The 17,187-nt window shown below is 44.2% G+C and carries 18 protein-coding genes; 4 read left to right on the top strand and 14 right to left on the bottom strand.

Features of this window, described 5'->3' with window-relative positions:
- Nucleotides 1-3: 3 nt before the first annotated feature.
- Nucleotides 4-1,254 carry an MDR family MFS transporter gene (locus QMA04_RS07015; protein ID WP_290184758.1) on the bottom strand — a complete coding sequence of 417 codons (1,251 nt, stop codon included), beginning with the start codon at nt 1,252-1,254 and terminating at the stop codon, nt 4-6.
- A 97-nt stretch (nt 1,255-1,351) separates the two neighbouring features.
- On the opposite strand from QMA04_RS07015, the gene QMA04_RS07010 reads away from it, so the two are divergent.
- A complete protein-coding gene (locus QMA04_RS07010; protein WP_290184756.1) occupies nt 1,352-3,013 on the top strand; it encodes an ABC transporter substrate-binding protein in 1,662 nt (553 codons plus the stop codon).
- Between the two features lie 107 nt (nt 3,014-3,120).
- Here QMA04_RS07010 and QMA04_RS07005 read toward each other — a convergent pair whose 3' ends face one another.
- The 5 genes from QMA04_RS07005 to QMA04_RS06985 all read right to left on the bottom strand — a co-directional run bounded on the left by QMA04_RS07005 (nt 3,121) and on the right by QMA04_RS06985 (nt 5,968).
- Nucleotides 3,121-3,387, bottom strand: a complete 267-nt coding sequence (locus QMA04_RS07005; protein WP_191715644.1) for a hypothetical protein — start codon at nt 3,385-3,387, stop codon at nt 3,121-3,123.
- A 58-nt stretch (nt 3,388-3,445) separates the two neighbouring features.
- The gene (locus QMA04_RS07000) at nt 3,446-3,847 is read right to left on the bottom strand and encodes a DUF1259 domain-containing protein (RefSeq protein WP_290184755.1); all 402 of its coding nucleotides are present in this window, start codon (nt 3,845-3,847) and stop codon (nt 3,446-3,448) included.
- A 430-nt stretch (nt 3,848-4,277) separates the two neighbouring features.
- A complete protein-coding gene (locus tag QMA04_RS06995; RefSeq protein WP_290184754.1) occupies nt 4,278-5,348 on the bottom strand; it encodes a DmpA family aminopeptidase in 1,071 nt (356 codons plus the stop codon).
- 39 nt (nt 5,349-5,387) lie between these two features.
- Nucleotides 5,388-5,672 (bottom strand): hypothetical protein, encoded by a 285-nt coding sequence (locus tag QMA04_RS06990; protein WP_290184753.1) that lies wholly within the window; start codon nt 5,670-5,672, stop codon nt 5,388-5,390.
- Nucleotides 5,673-5,674: 2 nt separating this feature from the next.
- The gene (locus QMA04_RS06985; RefSeq protein ID WP_290184751.1) at nt 5,675-5,968 is read right to left on the bottom strand and encodes a DUF2089 family protein; all 294 of its coding nucleotides are present in this window, start codon (nt 5,966-5,968) and stop codon (nt 5,675-5,677) included.
- Nucleotides 5,969-6,131: 163 nt separating this feature from the next.
- On the opposite strand from QMA04_RS06985, the gene QMA04_RS06980 reads away from it, so the two are divergent.
- A complete protein-coding gene (locus tag QMA04_RS06980) occupies nt 6,132-7,058 on the top strand; it encodes an ABC transporter ATP-binding protein (protein WP_290184749.1) in 927 nt (308 codons plus the stop codon).
- Nucleotides 7,051-8,007 carry an ABC transporter permease gene (locus QMA04_RS06975; RefSeq protein ID WP_290184747.1) on the top strand — a complete coding sequence of 319 codons (957 nt, stop codon included), beginning with the start codon at nt 7,051-7,053 and terminating at the stop codon, nt 8,005-8,007. The genes QMA04_RS06980 and QMA04_RS06975 overlap by 8 nt, the downstream gene beginning before the upstream one ends.
- A 61-nt stretch (nt 8,008-8,068) precedes the next feature.
- Here the strand turns inward: QMA04_RS06975 and QMA04_RS06970 are convergent, their stop codons facing one another.
- The gene (locus QMA04_RS06970; RefSeq protein WP_290184745.1) at nt 8,069-8,497 is read right to left on the bottom strand and encodes a CBS domain-containing protein; all 429 of its coding nucleotides are present in this window, start codon (nt 8,495-8,497) and stop codon (nt 8,069-8,071) included.
- A 386-nt stretch (nt 8,498-8,883) separates the two neighbouring features.
- On the opposite strand from QMA04_RS06970, the gene QMA04_RS06965 reads away from it, so the two are divergent.
- Complete coding sequence (locus tag QMA04_RS06965; RefSeq protein ID WP_290184744.1) at nt 8,884-9,399, top strand: TVP38/TMEM64 family protein; 516 nt, start codon at nt 8,884-8,886, stop codon at nt 9,397-9,399.
- A 16-nt stretch (nt 9,400-9,415) separates the two neighbouring features.
- Here QMA04_RS06965 and guaC read toward each other — a convergent pair whose 3' ends face one another.
- The 7 genes from guaC to nikA form a co-directional block, all read right to left on the bottom strand.
- Nucleotides 9,416-10,399: a GMP reductase gene (gene guaC / locus QMA04_RS06960; protein WP_191715636.1), complete on the bottom strand. Its 984-nt coding sequence runs from the start codon at nt 10,397-10,399 to the stop codon at nt 9,416-9,418.
- A gap of 133 nt (nt 10,400-10,532) precedes the next feature.
- Entirely contained in the window at nt 10,533-11,837 is a 1,305-nt protein-coding gene (locus QMA04_RS06955) for an MATE family efflux transporter (RefSeq protein ID WP_290184741.1), read from the bottom strand.
- Nucleotides 11,838-11,913: 76 nt separating this feature from the next.
- A complete protein-coding gene (locus QMA04_RS06950; RefSeq protein WP_290184739.1) occupies nt 11,914-12,675 on the bottom strand; it encodes an ABC transporter ATP-binding protein in 762 nt (253 codons plus the stop codon).
- 18 nt (nt 12,676-12,693) lie between these two features.
- A complete protein-coding gene (locus tag QMA04_RS06945; protein ID WP_290184737.1) occupies nt 12,694-13,470 on the bottom strand; it encodes an ATP-binding cassette domain-containing protein in 777 nt (258 codons plus the stop codon).
- On the bottom strand, nt 13,467-14,306 hold the full coding sequence (nikC, locus tag QMA04_RS06940; protein WP_290184735.1) for a nickel transporter permease: 840 nt from the start codon (nt 14,304-14,306) through the stop codon (nt 13,467-13,469). Before nikC ends, QMA04_RS06945 begins: the two co-directional genes overlap by 4 nt.
- Complete coding sequence (gene nikB / locus QMA04_RS06935; RefSeq protein WP_290184734.1) at nt 14,306-15,250, bottom strand: nickel ABC transporter permease; 945 nt, start codon at nt 15,248-15,250, stop codon at nt 14,306-14,308. Before nikB ends, nikC begins: the two co-directional genes overlap by 1 nt.
- Complete coding sequence (gene nikA / locus QMA04_RS06930) at nt 15,251-16,774, bottom strand: nickel ABC transporter substrate-binding protein (protein ID WP_483313714.1); 1,524 nt, start codon at nt 16,772-16,774, stop codon at nt 15,251-15,253.
- Nucleotides 16,775-17,187: the final 413 nt, after the last annotated feature.

Below are 17,187 nucleotides of genomic sequence, written 5' to 3'. Positions count from 1 at the left end.
TGTTTAAACAATTTTTGGTTCGGGCACTTGTTCTTTTTTAGGCTTTCTGATAAACAATCCGGTGTAAACAAGAAGTGTGCCGATCATCAGCAAGACGCCGATATAGACGGACATCATGGTCGGAATAAGAAAAGCTCCGATGATGATGGTCGAGCGCGCCAACAAATCTGCTCCGCTGAACGAAATGTTGGAAAAAGCGGAATACGAACCCCGTTTGTCTTCCGGTATCATATTGGCCATTTCTGCATTGCGGACCGGCGAATAAACCAGTTCGCCTATAGTGCCGATGAAATTGAACAGCAGCAACAAGTACCAGCTATTCGCTGATGTAATCGTCACATACCCGACGCTGTATAGCAATAGGCCCGTCAATAGGACATGCTGTTTGGAAAAACGATCAGTGAATTTATTGACGATGAATGTCAGGCAGACGACCAGCAGCATATTTTGTATATTCAATAAGCTCAACATCCGAACCCCTGCCACTTCAAAATCCCCAATAGTGAAAGCATCAAAGCTTTCCGCCAGACGGACGCCAATATAACTGTTCAATGAAAATTCTGCTGAGAAAATGAACATGGAACCAATCACCACCTTAACAAAAGGCCTGTCCCGAAATGCGACTTTGTAATTCTGCAGCAAATCGATTACGACATTCGAATGCTGCTTTTTCAAGGTCTGGACACGTTCATCTTTCAACCAGATTTGGTAAGCGATAGGCAGACTCGCCGCCGTGAGTGTCAATAATATAAACAGTTCAATTTGATGATTGAGATACAACAAGCCACCTAGTGCTGCCCCAATCGCCATCGACAGGTTGATCATCCAATAATCGATGGCATAGATTGCTTTCCGGTTTTCCGGGGTTGTCGAGTCGATGATGATGGCGTGCATCGCCGGTCTGCCCAAACTGTTGGTTATGATGAAACTAACGTATGCAATTGCGAATAAACCAATCCATTTGCCGTTTGGCAATAAGCTGATGGACATCAGCAGAAACATGGCAGCGCTCAGTGAAGACGTTATCACCAGTACCCGTTTGCGTGGAAATCGGTCGGAAATATAGCCGCCGACCATATTGACGAAAAATCCGATAAAGACGGTAACGATCAAAAAAGTTCCCGCCCACACCTTATTCATTTCCTGCGCAAAAAACAAAGCCATGAAAGGCATAACTGCAGATGAAACTGCCCGGTTGAAAAATGAAGTGATTAAACGTACTTTGATATTTTGTGTATAGTCTTTCCATTTCATCTTGTCAGCCTCCTTTGTCTTATGTATATTAAACTAGACGAAAGATACTAAAAATAGACAATTTTAAAAATAATGTCCACTTTTAACAGGAGGAAACATGGAAAAGACTCTTTTATCATTATGGCAGGCTGTCCCAACAGGTGACGTTAAGCAAGCGCAGATTGCCGCTGTGCTCAAGTTGAGCAGCAAGCAGACGACACGGCTATTGCGCAAATGGTCGACCGAAGGCTGGTTTACCTATACATCGGGCCGCGGGCGCGGCAATACTTCGCACCTGCAATGGCACCGGAATGTAGAAGCGGTGTACGAACAGCAAATCATTCAGCTGATTGCAGACCAATCGGTCGAATCCGCCGGGAACTACCTTCTATTGGAATGGTCCCCGGCAGTAAGGCAGCGGTTGATGCATCAGTTCCGATCTCAGTTCGGTTACAGCCAAAACACTGCAAGCGAAGTGGACAAGCTGATCATCCCTAGGAAATATGCTTTGTTGACGCTTCATCCGATGAAGGCCGCGGATATCCAAAGCGCGAATATGGCCGCAAATGTCCATAATCGTTTGGTTTCGGTCGACTCTGCTGGAAACGTTTCTCCAGAACTTGCCCATAGCTGGGACCTTGCAAACAATCGGCTTCGGCTTTACTTAAGAAAAGAAGTCCAGTTTCATGATGGATCGTTCTTAACTTCAGAAAACGTGGTTAAATGCCTGAACCGCATACGCTTGGATGCTCCCTACGCAGATTTGTGGAAACCCATCACTGAAATTAAAGCGCTGGCGCCTTATGTGCTTGAACTCTCTTTTCCAGCTGGCTGCAGCTATTGCCTGCAGATGCTGGGCATGATCAATGCCAGCATTTATAAAGAAACGAATGGCCAAATCATTGGTACCGGCGGCTTTTATGTTGCGCACAACGATGAATTGAAAACCACGTTAAAGGCATTCAGCGAGTATTTTAAGGAACGGCCTTTGCTTGATATCGTGGAATTCATTCAGGTGCCAGAGGATTTCGATTTTACCTACCGTTCCTCAGCAAATGAAACATCCGAAGAGACATTTCAAGTGGAAAGCGATTCAGGTTTTGGTGTCGTCATCATGAATGCCTTCAGAGACTCCCCGATCAGCCGAAAAGAAGTGCGCGATTATGTCCATTACGTCATTGCCAAGCACCGCCACACAATCGGCCGGTTTCATCCGCGGGCTTTGCCGAATCATCACGGCTGCCTCGCCGGCCAAAAACAATCCTATACAGTGCCGCAGATGGCTCGCCCTTTTCTTGATCAGCGACTGGTCATCAAAGCGGCAAACTACACAAACGGCGCTACCCGCTGGCTTAAAGAAGCGCTGGAAAGCGAAGGCATTGCTGTTGAAATCCAGTGGCTGTCTTTTCAGGATAAGCTGTTGGACATTACGAAAGATCAAACGGCAGACTTGTTTATTCACGGGGAAGTCTTCGAAATGAACCAGGAATTCTCATTTTTTTATTTTCTTTCAAATGGTTATTCCCCGATGACTGCCATTATGAAATCGCAGCCTCAGTTTGACCGTTATCTGCCCTTGTATGCGGAGACACCGTTCGAGGAATGGACAGCATTAAATCTTGAAGTCGAACGGAACTTATTGGAAGCCTCCATCATGGTTCCGCTGTATTACGAAAAACGGCAAATTCCGTTTTCCATTGATTTGATGAACATATCCATCAGCCATTTCGGTTATGTGGATTTTTCCAAGTTATGGGTGCGGCCAGTTTGTGAAGAATAACAAAGATGGTGTGCTGTACACAGAATTGTGTACAGCACACCATCTTTTTAATGGGGGGTATCCGTTGAAGGGATGTATGTCAGGCAATAAAGACAAGGGGCAGCTATTTATAGTGAATGCAGACTGGTTGAAAAAATAAGATACAAGCTAAGTGACAGCACATTGAACAGCACAAGATTGAAACGCAAATCTCCTTTTGCACCAATCAATGCGGCGACGACTCCCAAAGCACTCAAAGCACAAGGCAGATGCAGATGAAGGCTCAATAAAAATTCAAGCGGCCCATGGAACCAGTGAATCGCAGCCAATGTCAGCGGAATCATGGTCAGAAGAAAAAGGGCTGCTGAGATGCACGATAAACAATTCCCATTCATAAGAACACCACCTTTACTGGTTGTCGGCATTGGCAAATGAAATCAAGTTAAAGAGAATTTACAATTCGATGGCTTTTAATGCGGCTGCCAGACGTTCAGCAAATTGTTTGGGAAGTTCCCGGGATTCCATATAAAGACTGTAGACATCCAGTTCCATGACCAGGCGTTGTGTATAATTACTGGGCAATGAAGACCCTTGGTTAATCAAAGCTGAAGAAAACACAGGCAGTTCTTCAGGCAACAGCAGAATTTCAGCTTTATTCAGCATCTTTCCTTGCTGGTGGAGGTCTTGAAATGTTATTTCGTTGTTAATTTTAAATAACATTGTGCATTCCCCTGATGTGATGGCCAGATCCCGTTGTTTAGTCACGATGTAAAGATTTCCTAAGTCTTCCACTGGAGCTTCCAAGGTTTTTTTAAGAATTTCAGCCACCGTTTCTATCGGTTGTGCACTAATCATTTACTCCGTCCTTTCGTCGTCCGCCCGTATCGGCGAACAAAATACTATTAAAAATTAATTCATTAATTTCGCTAAATTTATCGTAAAAACAGCCTTTTAACCTAATTAATTTACTTTTAAATTGAAATTTAACGCTTTTCGTAATACCCATAGACTACAATGGATTGTACAAATTGTAAACAATTTAACGTTAATTTAGTAAATTTATATCAGCCATTTTTATCCAAAAATCCATATTTTAATGCTTATGACATCTATTCTTCTATATTTATATATCTTTGTTTCAATGCCTAATGCTCTCTAACCTATATCTCTTAGGTATATCGACAGCTTATTTAATTTCCAGTGTTATACGGCTAAACTATTAAAAAAGGAAGTGAATTTCATCTTTTTTTCTAGTCTTCTCTTACCTAAAGTAAAAAAGAACCTGTCAAAGGTTCTTTAAGGTTAAAGCATATTTCTCCAGCAAGTCTTTTAAAGCCGGCCGTTCATTGCCATTTCGGCCAACCACAGCCTCCGCGGTGATCAATGAATTCAATACTGCTTCTTCAACGGCTTCACCTACGGCTCTGAACGCTTCATCTATATCTTCTTCATGAATCGTTTCAATAGCCAGGAATTGCTTAGGCTTCTGGTGCGGAATTTTAGTGGCGGTTGAGAAGCCGAGGACGATTTCGCCACTGCCATTGGTGATAATCGAGCCCGTCCGTGATAGTCCCGTCACTGCCCGTTTCAGGATGCGGTTCAGTTGCCGTTCGGACAATGGAAGGTCAGTAGCGATAACCACCATCACCGAGCCCTTGTCTTCTTCTTTATGGGTTTGAAGAATGTTTTTCTTCAATTCTTTGCCGATTGCCTTGCCGTTTATCGTCAAATCACTCAGCATTCCGAAATTCGACAGCACCAATGCGCCAAGCGTAAACGTGCCCTGTTCCAGCTCCACAATGCGCGAAGCCGAACCGATGCCGCCTTTCAATGAATAACAAAGCATCCCTCTTCCCGCTCCAACTGCTCCTTCTTCAAACTCAATTGCGGTATTGTCCAGCGCTTGTCTCACATCTTGTTCTTTGACAAAACGTCCGCGCACATCGTTCAGAAACATATCGTTGCATTCACCGATGACCGGATTCACTGTCCCCGTCGTGTTGCCGATATCCGGATTTTTCTCCAACATATAATCGATGACGGCATTGGCTGCAGTTCCGACATTCAATGTGTTCGTCAGGACAATTGGTGTTTCCAAGGTACCGAGTTCCGCCAATTGGATGGTTCCCATCGTTTTGCCAAAGCCGTTGATGACATGGCTTGAAGCAATCAGCTTGTCGTGAAAGAGATCTCCCTGATGCGGCAGAATGGCCGTCACTCCGGTCTGCATATCTCCATCCATCAAAGTGACCTGGCCAATAGTGACACCCTCTACATCTGTTATAGCGTTTAACATCCCTGTCTTCATCGTGCCGATTTCCACGCCGTAATCCCGAATTCGTTTTTGGTTATGCAATTTCCCACCCCTTTTGTTTTCTCCAACTGTTCGTGTTTTTTAAATTAAATCCTGTCCGCGCATTTTCATCAATTCTTTTCCCTGCTTTTTCTTGTAGGCTTCTTGTCCATTAATCCAAACCCCACATAAGATGGTAATTCCCAAAATCAGCGGTATAACATCTCTTGAAAAGAAAGCCAAGTCTTTATCGATCATCAGCCAAATGAAGAATACTGCAAATGCTGCCGGTAAAATACCTCCTGACCACACCCGCGCTTGTTTAGATAAGAAATATTGAACGACTAAAATGATAATTGGCAATGCCAGATCGATTACGGTCCCCATGTCTATTCCTCCAGACTCTCTTTGTATTTGTCGACGATGCTTTTTGCCACTTCCAAATCGATTTTGTCATCGATAACCAACTTCATGACGAAAGTCGAAAATGGCTGCGAACCTTCTTTTTCCTGCAATTCGATGTTCTGGATGATCTTATCCAGCCTCAACCGGACCGTCGGATAAGAAACTCCATATGATTTCGCGATCTCTTTTAACGAACCGGATCCCAGAATGAACTTCTTGATAAATTCCATGTCTTCAGCAGACAATGTGGAAAACCATTCAGGCACCTTGTTATTCAACGTCTTCACTCCCTTCAGCTGTTATTGCCTACTATAAAGCAAAAATAAATATTATTCAACATTATTTAAACATTATTTAAATTTATATTGAATTTATTTTCACTATTGTTATCATAAGACTTGTAAGTCCTTTAAATATCTGAATCAAAACGGAGGTAGTTGGATGGACAAACCAGAAGTAACGCTGCAGCTGATCAACTTGAAAAAGAAAATCGGCAACAAGGAAATCATTAAAGGACTTGATTTTGAAATCCGTTCAGGTGAAGTATTTGGATTTCTTGGACCGAATGGAGCTGGAAAAACGACGACCATCCGAATGCTGGTGTGCTTGATCAGTATGACGGAAGGAGATGTGCTGATTAAAGGAAAAAGCATCAAAACCGACTTTAACAATGCCATCCAGCACGTTGGGGCGATTGTTGAAAATCCTGAAATTTATCCTTTTCTGAGCGGCTGGAAAAACCTCAAGCAATATGCGCGCATGGTTCCCGGCATAACGGACCAACGCATTCATGAAATCATTTCCCTTGTCGGCTTGGAAAAAGCGATTCACGAAAAAGCCGGCCGCTACTCACTTGGTATGCGGCAACGGCTATGCATTGCCCAAGCGCTTCTCCACAAGCCCTCCATTCTGATACTGGATGAGCCGACAAACGGTTTGGATCCTTCCGGAATCCGCGAAATCCGCAAGTACATCCGTGCACTTGCTGAGCAGGAAAACGTGAGCGTCATCGTATCCAGCCATCTGCTTTCTGAAATGGAGCTGCTGTGCGACCGGATTGGCGTCATCAAAAATGGACAGTTGGTTGCATTAGAAGAAGTGAAAACCACCGAAAACTCGACGGCATTGCAGGATGTTTTTATCGAAGCAGAACCGCTGGCACAAGCAAAAGAATACCTGGAAACGCAGCTTTCTACAGGTGTCCGCTTGAAAGGAAAAGAACTGATCCTATCGCTTCAAAAAGAAGAGATCCCTTCCATCTTGAAGAAAATGATTGGCCAGGGGTTTGATGTATACGGGGTCAATGTTCTCCAGTCGACTTTAGAAGACAAATTCTTTAATTTGATAGGAGAGAACAGCATTGACTAATTTAATCCACTTGGTCTGGAATGAACAAATCAAATTGTATGCCAGAAAATCCACATGGGTGATGTTTCTCGTACTGGCCATCCTGGTACTGGCTTCAGGGATCATCAGCAGGTTATGGGACAGCGAGTTCCAGACTACAGAATACGGCACGAGCTGGCAGGCCGAACTACAGGAAGAAAATATCCGCTTGACTTCAGAGATGGACAACGATGAACTCAGCAACCTTTCCAATCCATTTCAATTGGAAAAGAATATGTACCACATTGATAACGACATCAAGCCCTTGCCTTATGACGGCTGGCAGTTTTTATATGACAACTCATTTTTCACGACTTTCATCAGCCTGTTCACCATCATCATTGCTGCTGGAATCGTCTCGAATGAATTTAAATGGGGAACCATCAAACTTCTGCTGATCCGTCCAATATCGCGCTCGAAAATTTTGTTGTCCAAATACCTAACGGTTCTCTTGTTCGCATTCACACTCATCTTCTTCCTCATTGCCAGCAGCCTGCTGACTGGTGCTTTGTTCTTCGGCTTGAATAATCCAGCTCAAACCGTTGTTCTTGAGCAAGGGATGGGGTATGTACATAATGGCCTGTTTAACGAAATTATGAAAGATTACGGATTAAGTTTAGTTACGTTAGTGATGATGGCTTCATTCGCCTTTATGATTTCCACGATTTTCAGAAGCAGCAGTATGGCAATCGGCTTAGCGGTCACATTGATGCTCGCCGGATATTCCCTCGTTCTATTTGCATCCCAATATTCCTGGGCCAAATACATCCTGTTCGCCAATACCAATCTCGGCCAGTACTTCAATGGCGCAGAACCTATGATGGAAGGAATGAGCTTAAGCTTTTCCGTCACCATCTTGTGTTTATACCTAACTTTATTCTTAATGGCTTCTTGGGTTGCTTTCACTAAACGGGATATCGCAGGCTGTTAAAACAATACAAGGCAAGTCCGACAAATAATCGGACTTGCCTTATTTTCCACCTTACGTTTCGTTAATGAAGTTCTGTGTCATCCGATTCTGATACTTCTTCCAAAATCAGACTGGCGTTGTCATCTGTCTGGTCTCTTACTGCGATGTCTCCTAAAGAAACGATTCCTACTAACTGGTCATTTTCTACAATCGGAAGCCGTCGGATTTGGTGTTCTGCCATTAAATCAGCTGCGTCTTCAATGGACATATCTTTAGTTCCAGTAACCATCTCTGAAGTCAAAATCTGTGAAACCGGGCTATCCAATGAAATCTGGGAAGCGATTCCGCGAATTACAATGTCCCGGTCTGTGACGATTCCCAATAATCGCTTGCCGTCACTGATGGGAATGGATCCAACATCCAGCTCCAGCATTTTAGAAGCAATTTCCTGAATCGACATTTCCGGAGCGCATGTCTCAACGTCTGTCGTCATGATATCGGTAATTTTCATGAATAGATCCTCCTCTATAGATTGTACTGCTTATGCCCAGCTATCTGTTTCCATTTGGCAACTAGTCTGATCCGTCCATCCACACTTCGCCAATCCTCCCCTTTCCGTTCTTCTACTAATCCATATCCACTTTTATAAAAGTAAAACGTAATTTCTGATAAAAAAACAGGGTTTATACTGCTTTTAACCATTCCAAAATCAATGGCAATAAGTCGAAAACAGACAAAATCCTGTTTCCGTTCCGGTCAGTTTGTTGCTATGATGGTGGAAAGAAAGACTATGGATACTTTGTTGAAGATTTCGACTGGGGAATCCTGAAAAACTTCTTCTATAGAATGGGAGGTGCCGTAATCGATTCTTTTCTCTTGGCACTAGAATTTCTTGTCTTGTTACTTGCCAATCTCGTGGTCGGTGCGGTCGGTTTTATTCCCAGTATCTTGATAACCGCTGTCAATATAGATTCGTTCGGCCTTTATATCGGTGCAGCTTTAACGTTTTCAGGTGAAATATTCGGTGCATGGATCGGTTTTTACCTGTACCGTTATGGATTTGCAAAAGCAGATCCCGAATGGCTGCGACACCCTTTTTGGAAGCGATTCACATGCCAGTCAACAAACCGTGTTTTCATTTTGGTGATCCTGCTGCGCTTGCTGCCATTTATGCCGTCGGGCTTCGTTACAGCGGGTGCGGCACTTACCGCCATCAGAGGAAAGCATTTTTGGATCGCCAGTACAATCGGCAAAATTCCGGCTGTGATACTGGAACTCGCTGTTGTTTATGGAGTTATCCAAACCGTACCTAAGAACATCCAAGCCATGCTCTTTGGAGCCATACTTGCTGTTTCAGCAATCGCCTGGCTAAAATCAGCCAAACAGAAAAAAAGCCTTCAATCGAGTGATTGAAGGCTTTTTATGTTGTTTAGTATACTTTGTCTCCATTAAAAATGGAGTTTTTAACGATCACATAATCCACGTTGCGGATGGCCAAGAGCTTGTCTCCTCCGGCATAAGAAATCGAGGATTGAAGATCTTGTTCCATTTCCACTAACGTATCTTTTAGTGAACCTTTATATTCGACAAACATCTTCTTGCCCTCAACGTTTTTCTTTTCACCTTTTTGGAATTCAGAAGCTGATCCAAAATACTCTTTCAGCAGCTTGCCGTCCTGGTTGATGGTTTCACCAGGTGATTCCTCATGTCCAGCAAAAAGAGAACCGATCATAACCATTGAAGCCCCGAAACGGACCGATTTTGCAATATCGCCGTGTGTCCGGATGCCGCCGTCCGCAATAATCGGCTTGCTTGCCGCTTTTGCACACCAGCGAAGTGCCGCCAGCTGCCAGCCGCCCGTGCCGAACCCCGTTTTAATCTTAGTGATGCAAACTTTTCCGGGTCCGATGCCCACTTTCGTTGCATCCGCTCCAGCATGTTCCAATTCACGGACCGCTTCCGGCGTCCCCACGTTTCCGGCAATCAAAAAGCTGTCCGGCACCAATTTCTTGATGTGCTGAATCATGTCAATGACTGCGTTTGAATGGCCGTGAGCGACATCGATCGTAATGTATTCCGGCGTGACTTTTTCGTCCGCCAGCTGCTGGACGAAATCATATTCTTCCGGTTTTACACCCACGCTGATGGATGCAAACAGACCGCGTTGCTGCATGTCTTTTGTGAATGCCAAGCGTTTTTCCGGTTCAAATCTATGCATAATATAGAAATAATTATTTTCCGCTAAAAATCCCGCGATTTTTTCATCTACGATTGTCTGCATGTTTGCAGGGACAACAGGCAGCTTAAAAGTACGCCCGCCAAATTCAATTGACGTATCACATTCTGAACGGCTGTTAACCACCGCTTTTGCAGGAACTAGTTGAATATCTTCGTAATCAAATACATTTTCCATTAATAACACCCCTATACACGAATGATATATCTATATATCTAAATAATTGTTCGTCCATAAGATAATGTACTTTATTTCCGGCAAGATGTCAAAGAGCAAAATAAATTTAATGCCGAACGTGGTTGACGACTTTTTATTCCTTGCGTATCAATAGGTTCAATTTTGGCACATAAAGAATCAGGAAAACAGATCTGCCAAGACTAAACAAGATGAAGGCCAACCATACTCCATGGTTTTCTAAATACGGTACGCCTGCCGCCATTGCAATCAAAAAGACAGTTAAAGAAAGCAGCATGGAATTTCGGATTGGAACGGTTTCGGTTGCCCCCGTAAATGCACCATATAGGACAATACCAAAACTCGAAACCAAAGGAAACAACAACAGCCAATCGCCATAGATATATCCTAACCGGATCACTTTCGGAATCGAGGTGAAAAACGAGAAAACCGATTCTTTGAAGATCCAATAAAGCATTAACAGCATTACCGAAGAATAGAAAGCCCATTGAAACGACAGTTCCAAATTCCTTTGAAAAAGCTTTCTGTCTTTCGAACCGATTGCTTTACCGGAGAAAATGCTGGAAGCGTTGGAAAGCCCATCAAAAAAATAAGCCATCAAGTAATGGATCTGCAGCAGAACTGCATTCGCAGCCAACGTTTCCGTTCCGAAATCTGCACTTTTGTATGTAAATAAATTAAAAACTGCCAGCAGACAAATCGTCCGGATAAAGAGATCCTGATTGACCGCCATCATCTTTTTGACAGAGGATCCGTCTGCCAACATTTTGATGGATGGAACCTGGAAGTGGTAAGAGGTGCCGCGCCAAATGATCCATAAGCCGAGTATGCAGGCTATCGCTTCAGCCAATAGGGTCGCAGCGGCTACACCGGAAACCCCCCATCCAAATCCAAAGACAAAAACCACATCCAAGACGATATTCAGCAGATTCATAAAAATTTGGATAAGGACCGATATTTTTATGCTGGACATGCCGATCAGCCAGCCCATAATGACATAGTTGACCAACGTAAATGGAACGCCCCATATGCGGATGCCGAAATATCCGGATGCCAACTCGGCCACATCTTCAGCAGGGTGAAGCAAACTTAAGGCTATGTATTCAATCGGTTTTTGAAACACTATAAAGCTAATTCCCACAACAAGCGCAATAATCAATGGCCTGATGAATGCAAGTGTTCCCTGAAGCTTATCATCTGCCCCGTTTGCCTGTGCAGCAAAGCCCGATGTTCCGATGCGCAGGAAACCGAACAGCCAATAAAGCGTATTGAAAATTACTGTACCGATGGCGACACCGCCGATATAGGCTGGATCCGGCAGTTGTCCGACGACTGCTGTATCAACGGCTCCCAGTAAAGGAGTAGTGACTGTCGACAAGGTCAGCGGAATCGCTAGGGCTAAATAATTGCGGTGATTCATGACGAAGCTCCTAACACGTTAAATTAAGATAGATGGGAATACCAATTGAGAATTTTTTTAAAACGGACTCCATCTTTCAATACATGGATACCAATTCTTTCGTATAGGAATGGCGTTTAAGCGAAAAAAGTTCTTCAGTTGGAAAAGCGTCAATTATGCGCCCTTCCTTCATGACCAGCAAGTGTTGGCTTAACGAAGCAACAGCCGCCAAATCATGTGAAATGAATACATAGGACAGCGAAAATTGCCGACGAAGCTTCTCCAGCAGCTTCAGTAGTGAGGCTTGTGATAGAACGTCCAGGCTTGAAGTCGGTTCATCCAGGATGACCACGTCGGGTTCAATGCTGATAGCACGGCAGATTGCCGCACGCTGTTGCTGGCCTCCACTTAATTCATGTGGATACCGGTCAGCCAAGCTAGCTGGAAGTTCGACGGCGTGCAGAAGCTGCTTAACATACTGCTCATTGCTCTCATAATTGAAATGCCGTAAATCCTTTTGGTTGACGAATTGCAGATATGGATCCATCAACGAATCACGTATCTTTAATTTTGGATTTAGTGAAGCAGAAGGATTTTGGAAGACGGCTTGGATCTGCTTTCTGAAGGGCTTCAGTTTCTTTGCAGATAAATTTTGCAGCATCTGTCCATTCAATGAAATTTCGCCTGAATCAATTTTCTCCAACTGCAATATACAACGGGCTAACGTGCTTTTGCCACAGCCGCTCTCCCCGATGATTCCGAGACAATGGCCTTTTTCCAAAGAAAATGAAACGTCATCCACTACCTGCCTGCCAGATGAAAATGTTTTCGTGACGCGGCTGATGTTCATTACCTCCATGTGTTCCCCTCCGTCCGTTTATTCTTCAGCCTGACCTAGGCTTGGTATTGCTTCGAGCAATTTTTTTGTATAGGCATGCCGAGGGAACTCCATAATCTGAGAGCTGTTTCCCTGCTCAAGTATGTCTCCATCTTTCATGACTAAAACATGATCTGCATAGTTGGCAGCATGACGCAGATCATGGGTAATATGAAGAATCGCACATCCCGTTTCTTTCTGTAAACGCGCCAACAGTTGCAGGATCTGGTAAGAGGAGATGCTATCCAAAGCGGTCGTCGGCTCGTCGGCGATCACCAAAGCGGGTTTCAGCAACAGTGCAAGAGCAATGGCTGTACGCTGCAATTGGCCCCCGCTCAGCTGAAAGGGAAAGCGGTCAGCGTATTCGTCTCCAAGTCCGACAGAAGCGAGTGCCTGCTGTCTATTTTGGAGTCGTTGAGTCTTTGACAATTGGAGATGGTTCCGCTGATACTCGTCAAAATGCTTGCCGATGGTCATAAATGGCGTAAATGAGTTTTGGTAGTCCTGAAATATATAAGCGATTTGCTTGCCGCGTATGGCGTTCAATTTCTTACTAGACATTTCAAGGAGATTGCTGCCATTGAACAGGATTTCTCCACCTGTTTTCAGATTCGGCGCCAGCAATTGGCCGATGGCTGACGTTGTCATGCTTTTCCCACTGCCGCTTTGGCCGACGACGGCCAGCCAGTTTCCCGGTTCTACAGAAAACGAAATTCGTTTTACAATTTGTTGGGTTGCCGTCTGTATCTTCAGCTCGTTAACTTCCAATAAATTCACAGTTGCACTTCCTTTTTTACATCAAATTTGTCCCGCAAATAATCGCCCGCGATATTGGAAATGAGCACCACGGCCACAATCGCCAGTCCAGGATAAATCATTAATGAAGGCATGGATTGAAAATAAGGGCGGGCATCATTCAGCATAGCACCCCATTCTGGAGCTGGAGGCTGAGCTCCTAGTCCGATATAGGATAATGATGAAATCAGCAGGATGATTTTCCCTACATCCAAACTTGCGAGCACTAAGACATTGCCGATGATATGCGGAAAAATATGTTTGCGGATAATCTGTCCATCGCTTAAACCATTGATTTTCGCCATGGCAATATATTCTTTTTCCCGTTCATTGACCACTGTGCTCCTGGTGAGGCGGGCATAATTGACCCATTTGACAAAGACGATGGCCAGTAAAAGGTTTTCTATACCCGGTCCCATTAGTCCGCTTAAGACAATCGCCACAATCGTATCCGGAAAAGCGAGAAATGCATCTGCAATGCGCATCAGGATCCGTTCTATTATCCCGCCTTTATAACCGGCCACCAATCCGATCGGCAAACCCATCATCACTGCTGCCGCTAATGCCATGAAGGCATATCCTACAGTCTGCTGTGCGCCCAAAAAAATCCGTGTCATTACGTCACGGCCAAGATGGTCAGTCCCAAACGGATGCAGCAGGCTCATCGGCGATAGCCGCGAATTCAGATCTACCATATCCGCATCATGTTTAAGGAAAAGAAAAGTATAGGCTGCAAGGAAGCCCACCAGGATAAAAAGGGTAACCAACATTCCGGCTTTCCAATTCCGCTTTCTGATTTTCATTTTCAAAACGGCCATTAGCTTTCCTTCCTTTCCTGCATTCTGATTCTAGGATTTAAGTAGCGGTATGAGATGTCAACCAGGCTGTTGACAATAAATACAATGACGGCCATCAGGAACAGGTACCCTTGAATGACCGGGTAGTCCCGTGCTCTGATGGCTTCCACCACCATTTTGCCGATTCCTGGGTAGGCAAAAATCACTTCGATGACGACTACACCGCCGATTAAACTGCCTAGACTGACGCCAAAAACGGTGATCACCGGCGGCAAGGCAGCCCGCAAGGCATGGAAGAAAAAAATCTGCACTTCGGAAATCCCTCTCGAACGAGCCGCTTTTATGTAATCATTGCTTAAAGCATCAATCAAACTGGAACGCAGCAATCTGACATATACACTCGTAATGGCAAGGCCCAGTGTAACCGACGGCAACAATATGGAAACAAATCCATCACGCCCCATAGTCGGAAGCATATTGAGGCGCACTCCAAAGAGATCGATCAATAACAGACCGAGCCAAAAACTTGGAACCGCTGCTCCAAACAACGAAATCCAGCGGCTTACTTGATCGATCCAACTGTTCCGGTATATAGCCGCCAAAGAACCTAAAGGAACTGCAATGAATAGCATGACCATTAGTGCACCCACAGTCAGTTCCAATGTTGCCGGAAGCCCGCTCAGGAGCATTTCCAAAACGGGTTGGTTGGTCAGATAGGACTTCCCAAAGTCCAGTTTTACAAAATCCATGAACCAATTACCATATTGCACGAGAAGCGGTTCATTAAATCCCATTTCCTCTCGCAATGTCTCTACTTGCGCCGTTGTCACAGATACATCATCAACACGAAGAATCGACATTACCGGATCTCCAGGAGCCAATCTCGCAAAAAAGAAGCTGACAAAAGTGACCACTAACAGAAAAACCATCACTTCGATGGCTCTTCCCATTAAAATCCGCGCCATTTATTTCACATCCAACGTATGGGTCAACATATAATACTCGCTCCTTGAAGTTACCCAATTCTCTACTTTATCTGCGTTGTAAGCGACCAATGTATTGGGATGAAGAATAAATGAATTGTAAACTTGTTCATTTACATATAGTGCAATTTCTTCAGCGATGGCCGAACGCGCTTCTTGGCCTACTGTCTTATTCAACTCGTCAATCAGCGCTGTCAATGCATCATCATCCGCACCGCTGAAATTCAATGCGCCCTGCGGATGATAAGTGGCATTCAAATAATAGCCCGCATCTCCACGAGGCGCTGTTAAATTGCTGTAAGTCGCCAAATCCCAATCGCGGTTGGCGGCCATGTATTCTTCGGGAACCTCAATTTGCTGGATATCCACTGCAATTCCCAATTGCTTGGCATCCGATTGAAAGACCTGGGCAATCAGCGGCAAATCCGCACGTGCACTGTAGGTCAATAAGGTAAGAACCAATGGTTTTCCTTGCTTTTGCATCACACCTTCTTTTATCTCATAGCCGCCTTTAGCTAAAAGATCTTTCGCATATTCCAATCCCGTTAATTTTTCAGGATAATCCGGAGCGAATGAAAACGTAGAGGGAAACGGGCCTTCTGCCACTTCGGCATGTCCCTTCAAGATCGTTTCAGCAATCGATTGTCGATTGACCAGCACATCAACCGCTTTTCGGACATGAACATCTTTCATCGTTTCCCGCTCTAAGTTCATCGTCATTTGATGGACACGGAAAGTGGAAGTGGATTCCACTTTGATGCCAGGCAAAGCTTCCAGAATCTCCAGGCTTTGGACTTCCGGACGGAAAACAATATCTGCATTTCCTGATTCAAGTGCCAATGACCTGGCATTTGCGTCTTCGTTAAACGAAAATCTTGCAGTCTCTAACTTGGCAGCCCCATCCCAATAGCCGTCGTACCGGACCAAATCAACTGCTGTACCGGGCATGAATGACGAAACGGCAAAAGGGCCTGTCCCTACCGGTTTATTAAGGAAATCTGTTTCGGTAACATCGATGATTGAAGTGTTTGGATGGACCAGCTCAGATGGAAATTCTGGAAACGGTGAAATGGTCTTAACTATCAGCTGTAAGCCATCCGCTTCGATCGATTCGATGCGGAGTGCATTTTTGATGGCCACGTTATCCTTTATGGAGCGCTCTAATGATGCTTTTACCGTTTCGCCATCCATCGGGTTGCCGTTTTGAAATGTAACGCCTTCTCTTAATTGAATGGTCCATATTCGTCCATCTGCACTTTCCCAGCTTTCAGCAAGCCACGGCTCCAACTTCAGCGTATCGTCATTGAGATGTACCAACGTCTCCGTGATTCCCGCCCGAAGCGGTACATAACTGCTGTCCACATTGGGATCAAGTGACCGCGCCGCAAAATTGAACAACAGTTCAAGTTCTTTCGGATTTTCACTCTGCTGTCCTTCTGTAGCGGACGTACAACCTGCCAATACGAATAAAATAATAAGTAATAGTAAACCAACTGCTTTTTTCACCTTCTCCACTCCTTTTACATAAAAGTAATCATTACGATTTACAGAATAAAAAAATAATAGCCTTGTGTTTGCTGCGCCTATCATCAGCTGCATACTTACATTCGTTGATTCTTCGAGCTATAAAACCCCCATGCTCTGCTTATACCTTCTGTTTACTATGTATTTCTTAAATCGTAAACATTACGTTTTAAATAATATCGTTTTATTTCTTTTATTGCAATCTAATTTTTAATCTTTTTTAGAATTACACAGCTATGAACTACATTTCGAATTAAAATCAGGCATTCATCTGCTTTTGTTCAGCAATCCTCACTTCCGGTTTTTTATAAACAGCCTTTTTGATGTGCCATAAAAAATATTTCAATAGCTGACATAAACTAAAAAAAGGCTGTTCCAATAGCCCGCTTGTGCAG

The sequence above is a fragment of the Planococcus sp. APC 3900 genome (genome assembly GCF_030407735.1).
GTDB classification, from domain to species: domain Bacteria; phylum Bacillota; class Bacilli; order Bacillales_A; family Planococcaceae; genus Planococcus; species Planococcus notacanthi.
This window is presented reverse-complemented; position numbering and strand designations above follow the sequence as displayed.

Coding starts and splice junctions, on each gene's coding strand:
- QMA04_RS07010 (WP_290184756.1), top strand. CDS start 1,352: ATGGAAAAGACTCTTTTATCATTATGGCAGGCTGTCCCAACAGGTGAC.
- guaC (WP_191715636.1), bottom strand. CDS start 10,399: ATGGAAAATGTATTTGATTACGAAGATATTCAACTAGTTCCTGCAAAA.
- QMA04_RS07000 (WP_290184755.1), bottom strand. CDS start 3,847: ATGATTAGTGCACAACCGATAGAAACGGTGGCTGAAATTCTTAAAAAA.
- QMA04_RS06950 (WP_290184739.1), bottom strand. CDS start 12,675: ATGGAGGTAATGAACATCAGCCGCGTCACGAAAACATTTTCATCTGGC.
- nikB (WP_290184734.1), bottom strand. CDS start 15,250: ATGGCGCGGATTTTAATGGGAAGAGCCATCGAAGTGATGGTTTTTCTG.
- QMA04_RS07015 (WP_290184758.1), bottom strand. CDS start 1,254: ATGAAATGGAAAGACTATACACAAAATATCAAAGTACGTTTAATCACT.
- QMA04_RS06990 (WP_290184753.1), bottom strand. CDS start 5,672: ATGGGGACCGTAATCGATCTGGCATTGCCAATTATCATTTTAGTCGTT.
- nikC (WP_290184735.1), bottom strand. CDS start 14,306: ATGGCCGTTTTGAAAATGAAAATCAGAAAGCGGAATTGGAAAGCCGGA.
- QMA04_RS06955 (WP_290184741.1), bottom strand. CDS start 11,837: ATGAATCACCGCAATTATTTAGCCCTAGCGATTCCGCTGACCTTGTCG.
- QMA04_RS06980 (WP_290184749.1), top strand. CDS start 6,132: ATGGACAAACCAGAAGTAACGCTGCAGCTGATCAACTTGAAAAAGAAA.
- QMA04_RS06970 (WP_290184745.1), bottom strand. CDS start 8,497: ATGAAAATTACCGATATCATGACGACAGACGTTGAGACATGCGCTCCG.
- QMA04_RS07005 (WP_191715644.1), bottom strand. CDS start 3,387: ATGAATGGGAATTGTTTATCGTGCATCTCAGCAGCCCTTTTTCTTCTG.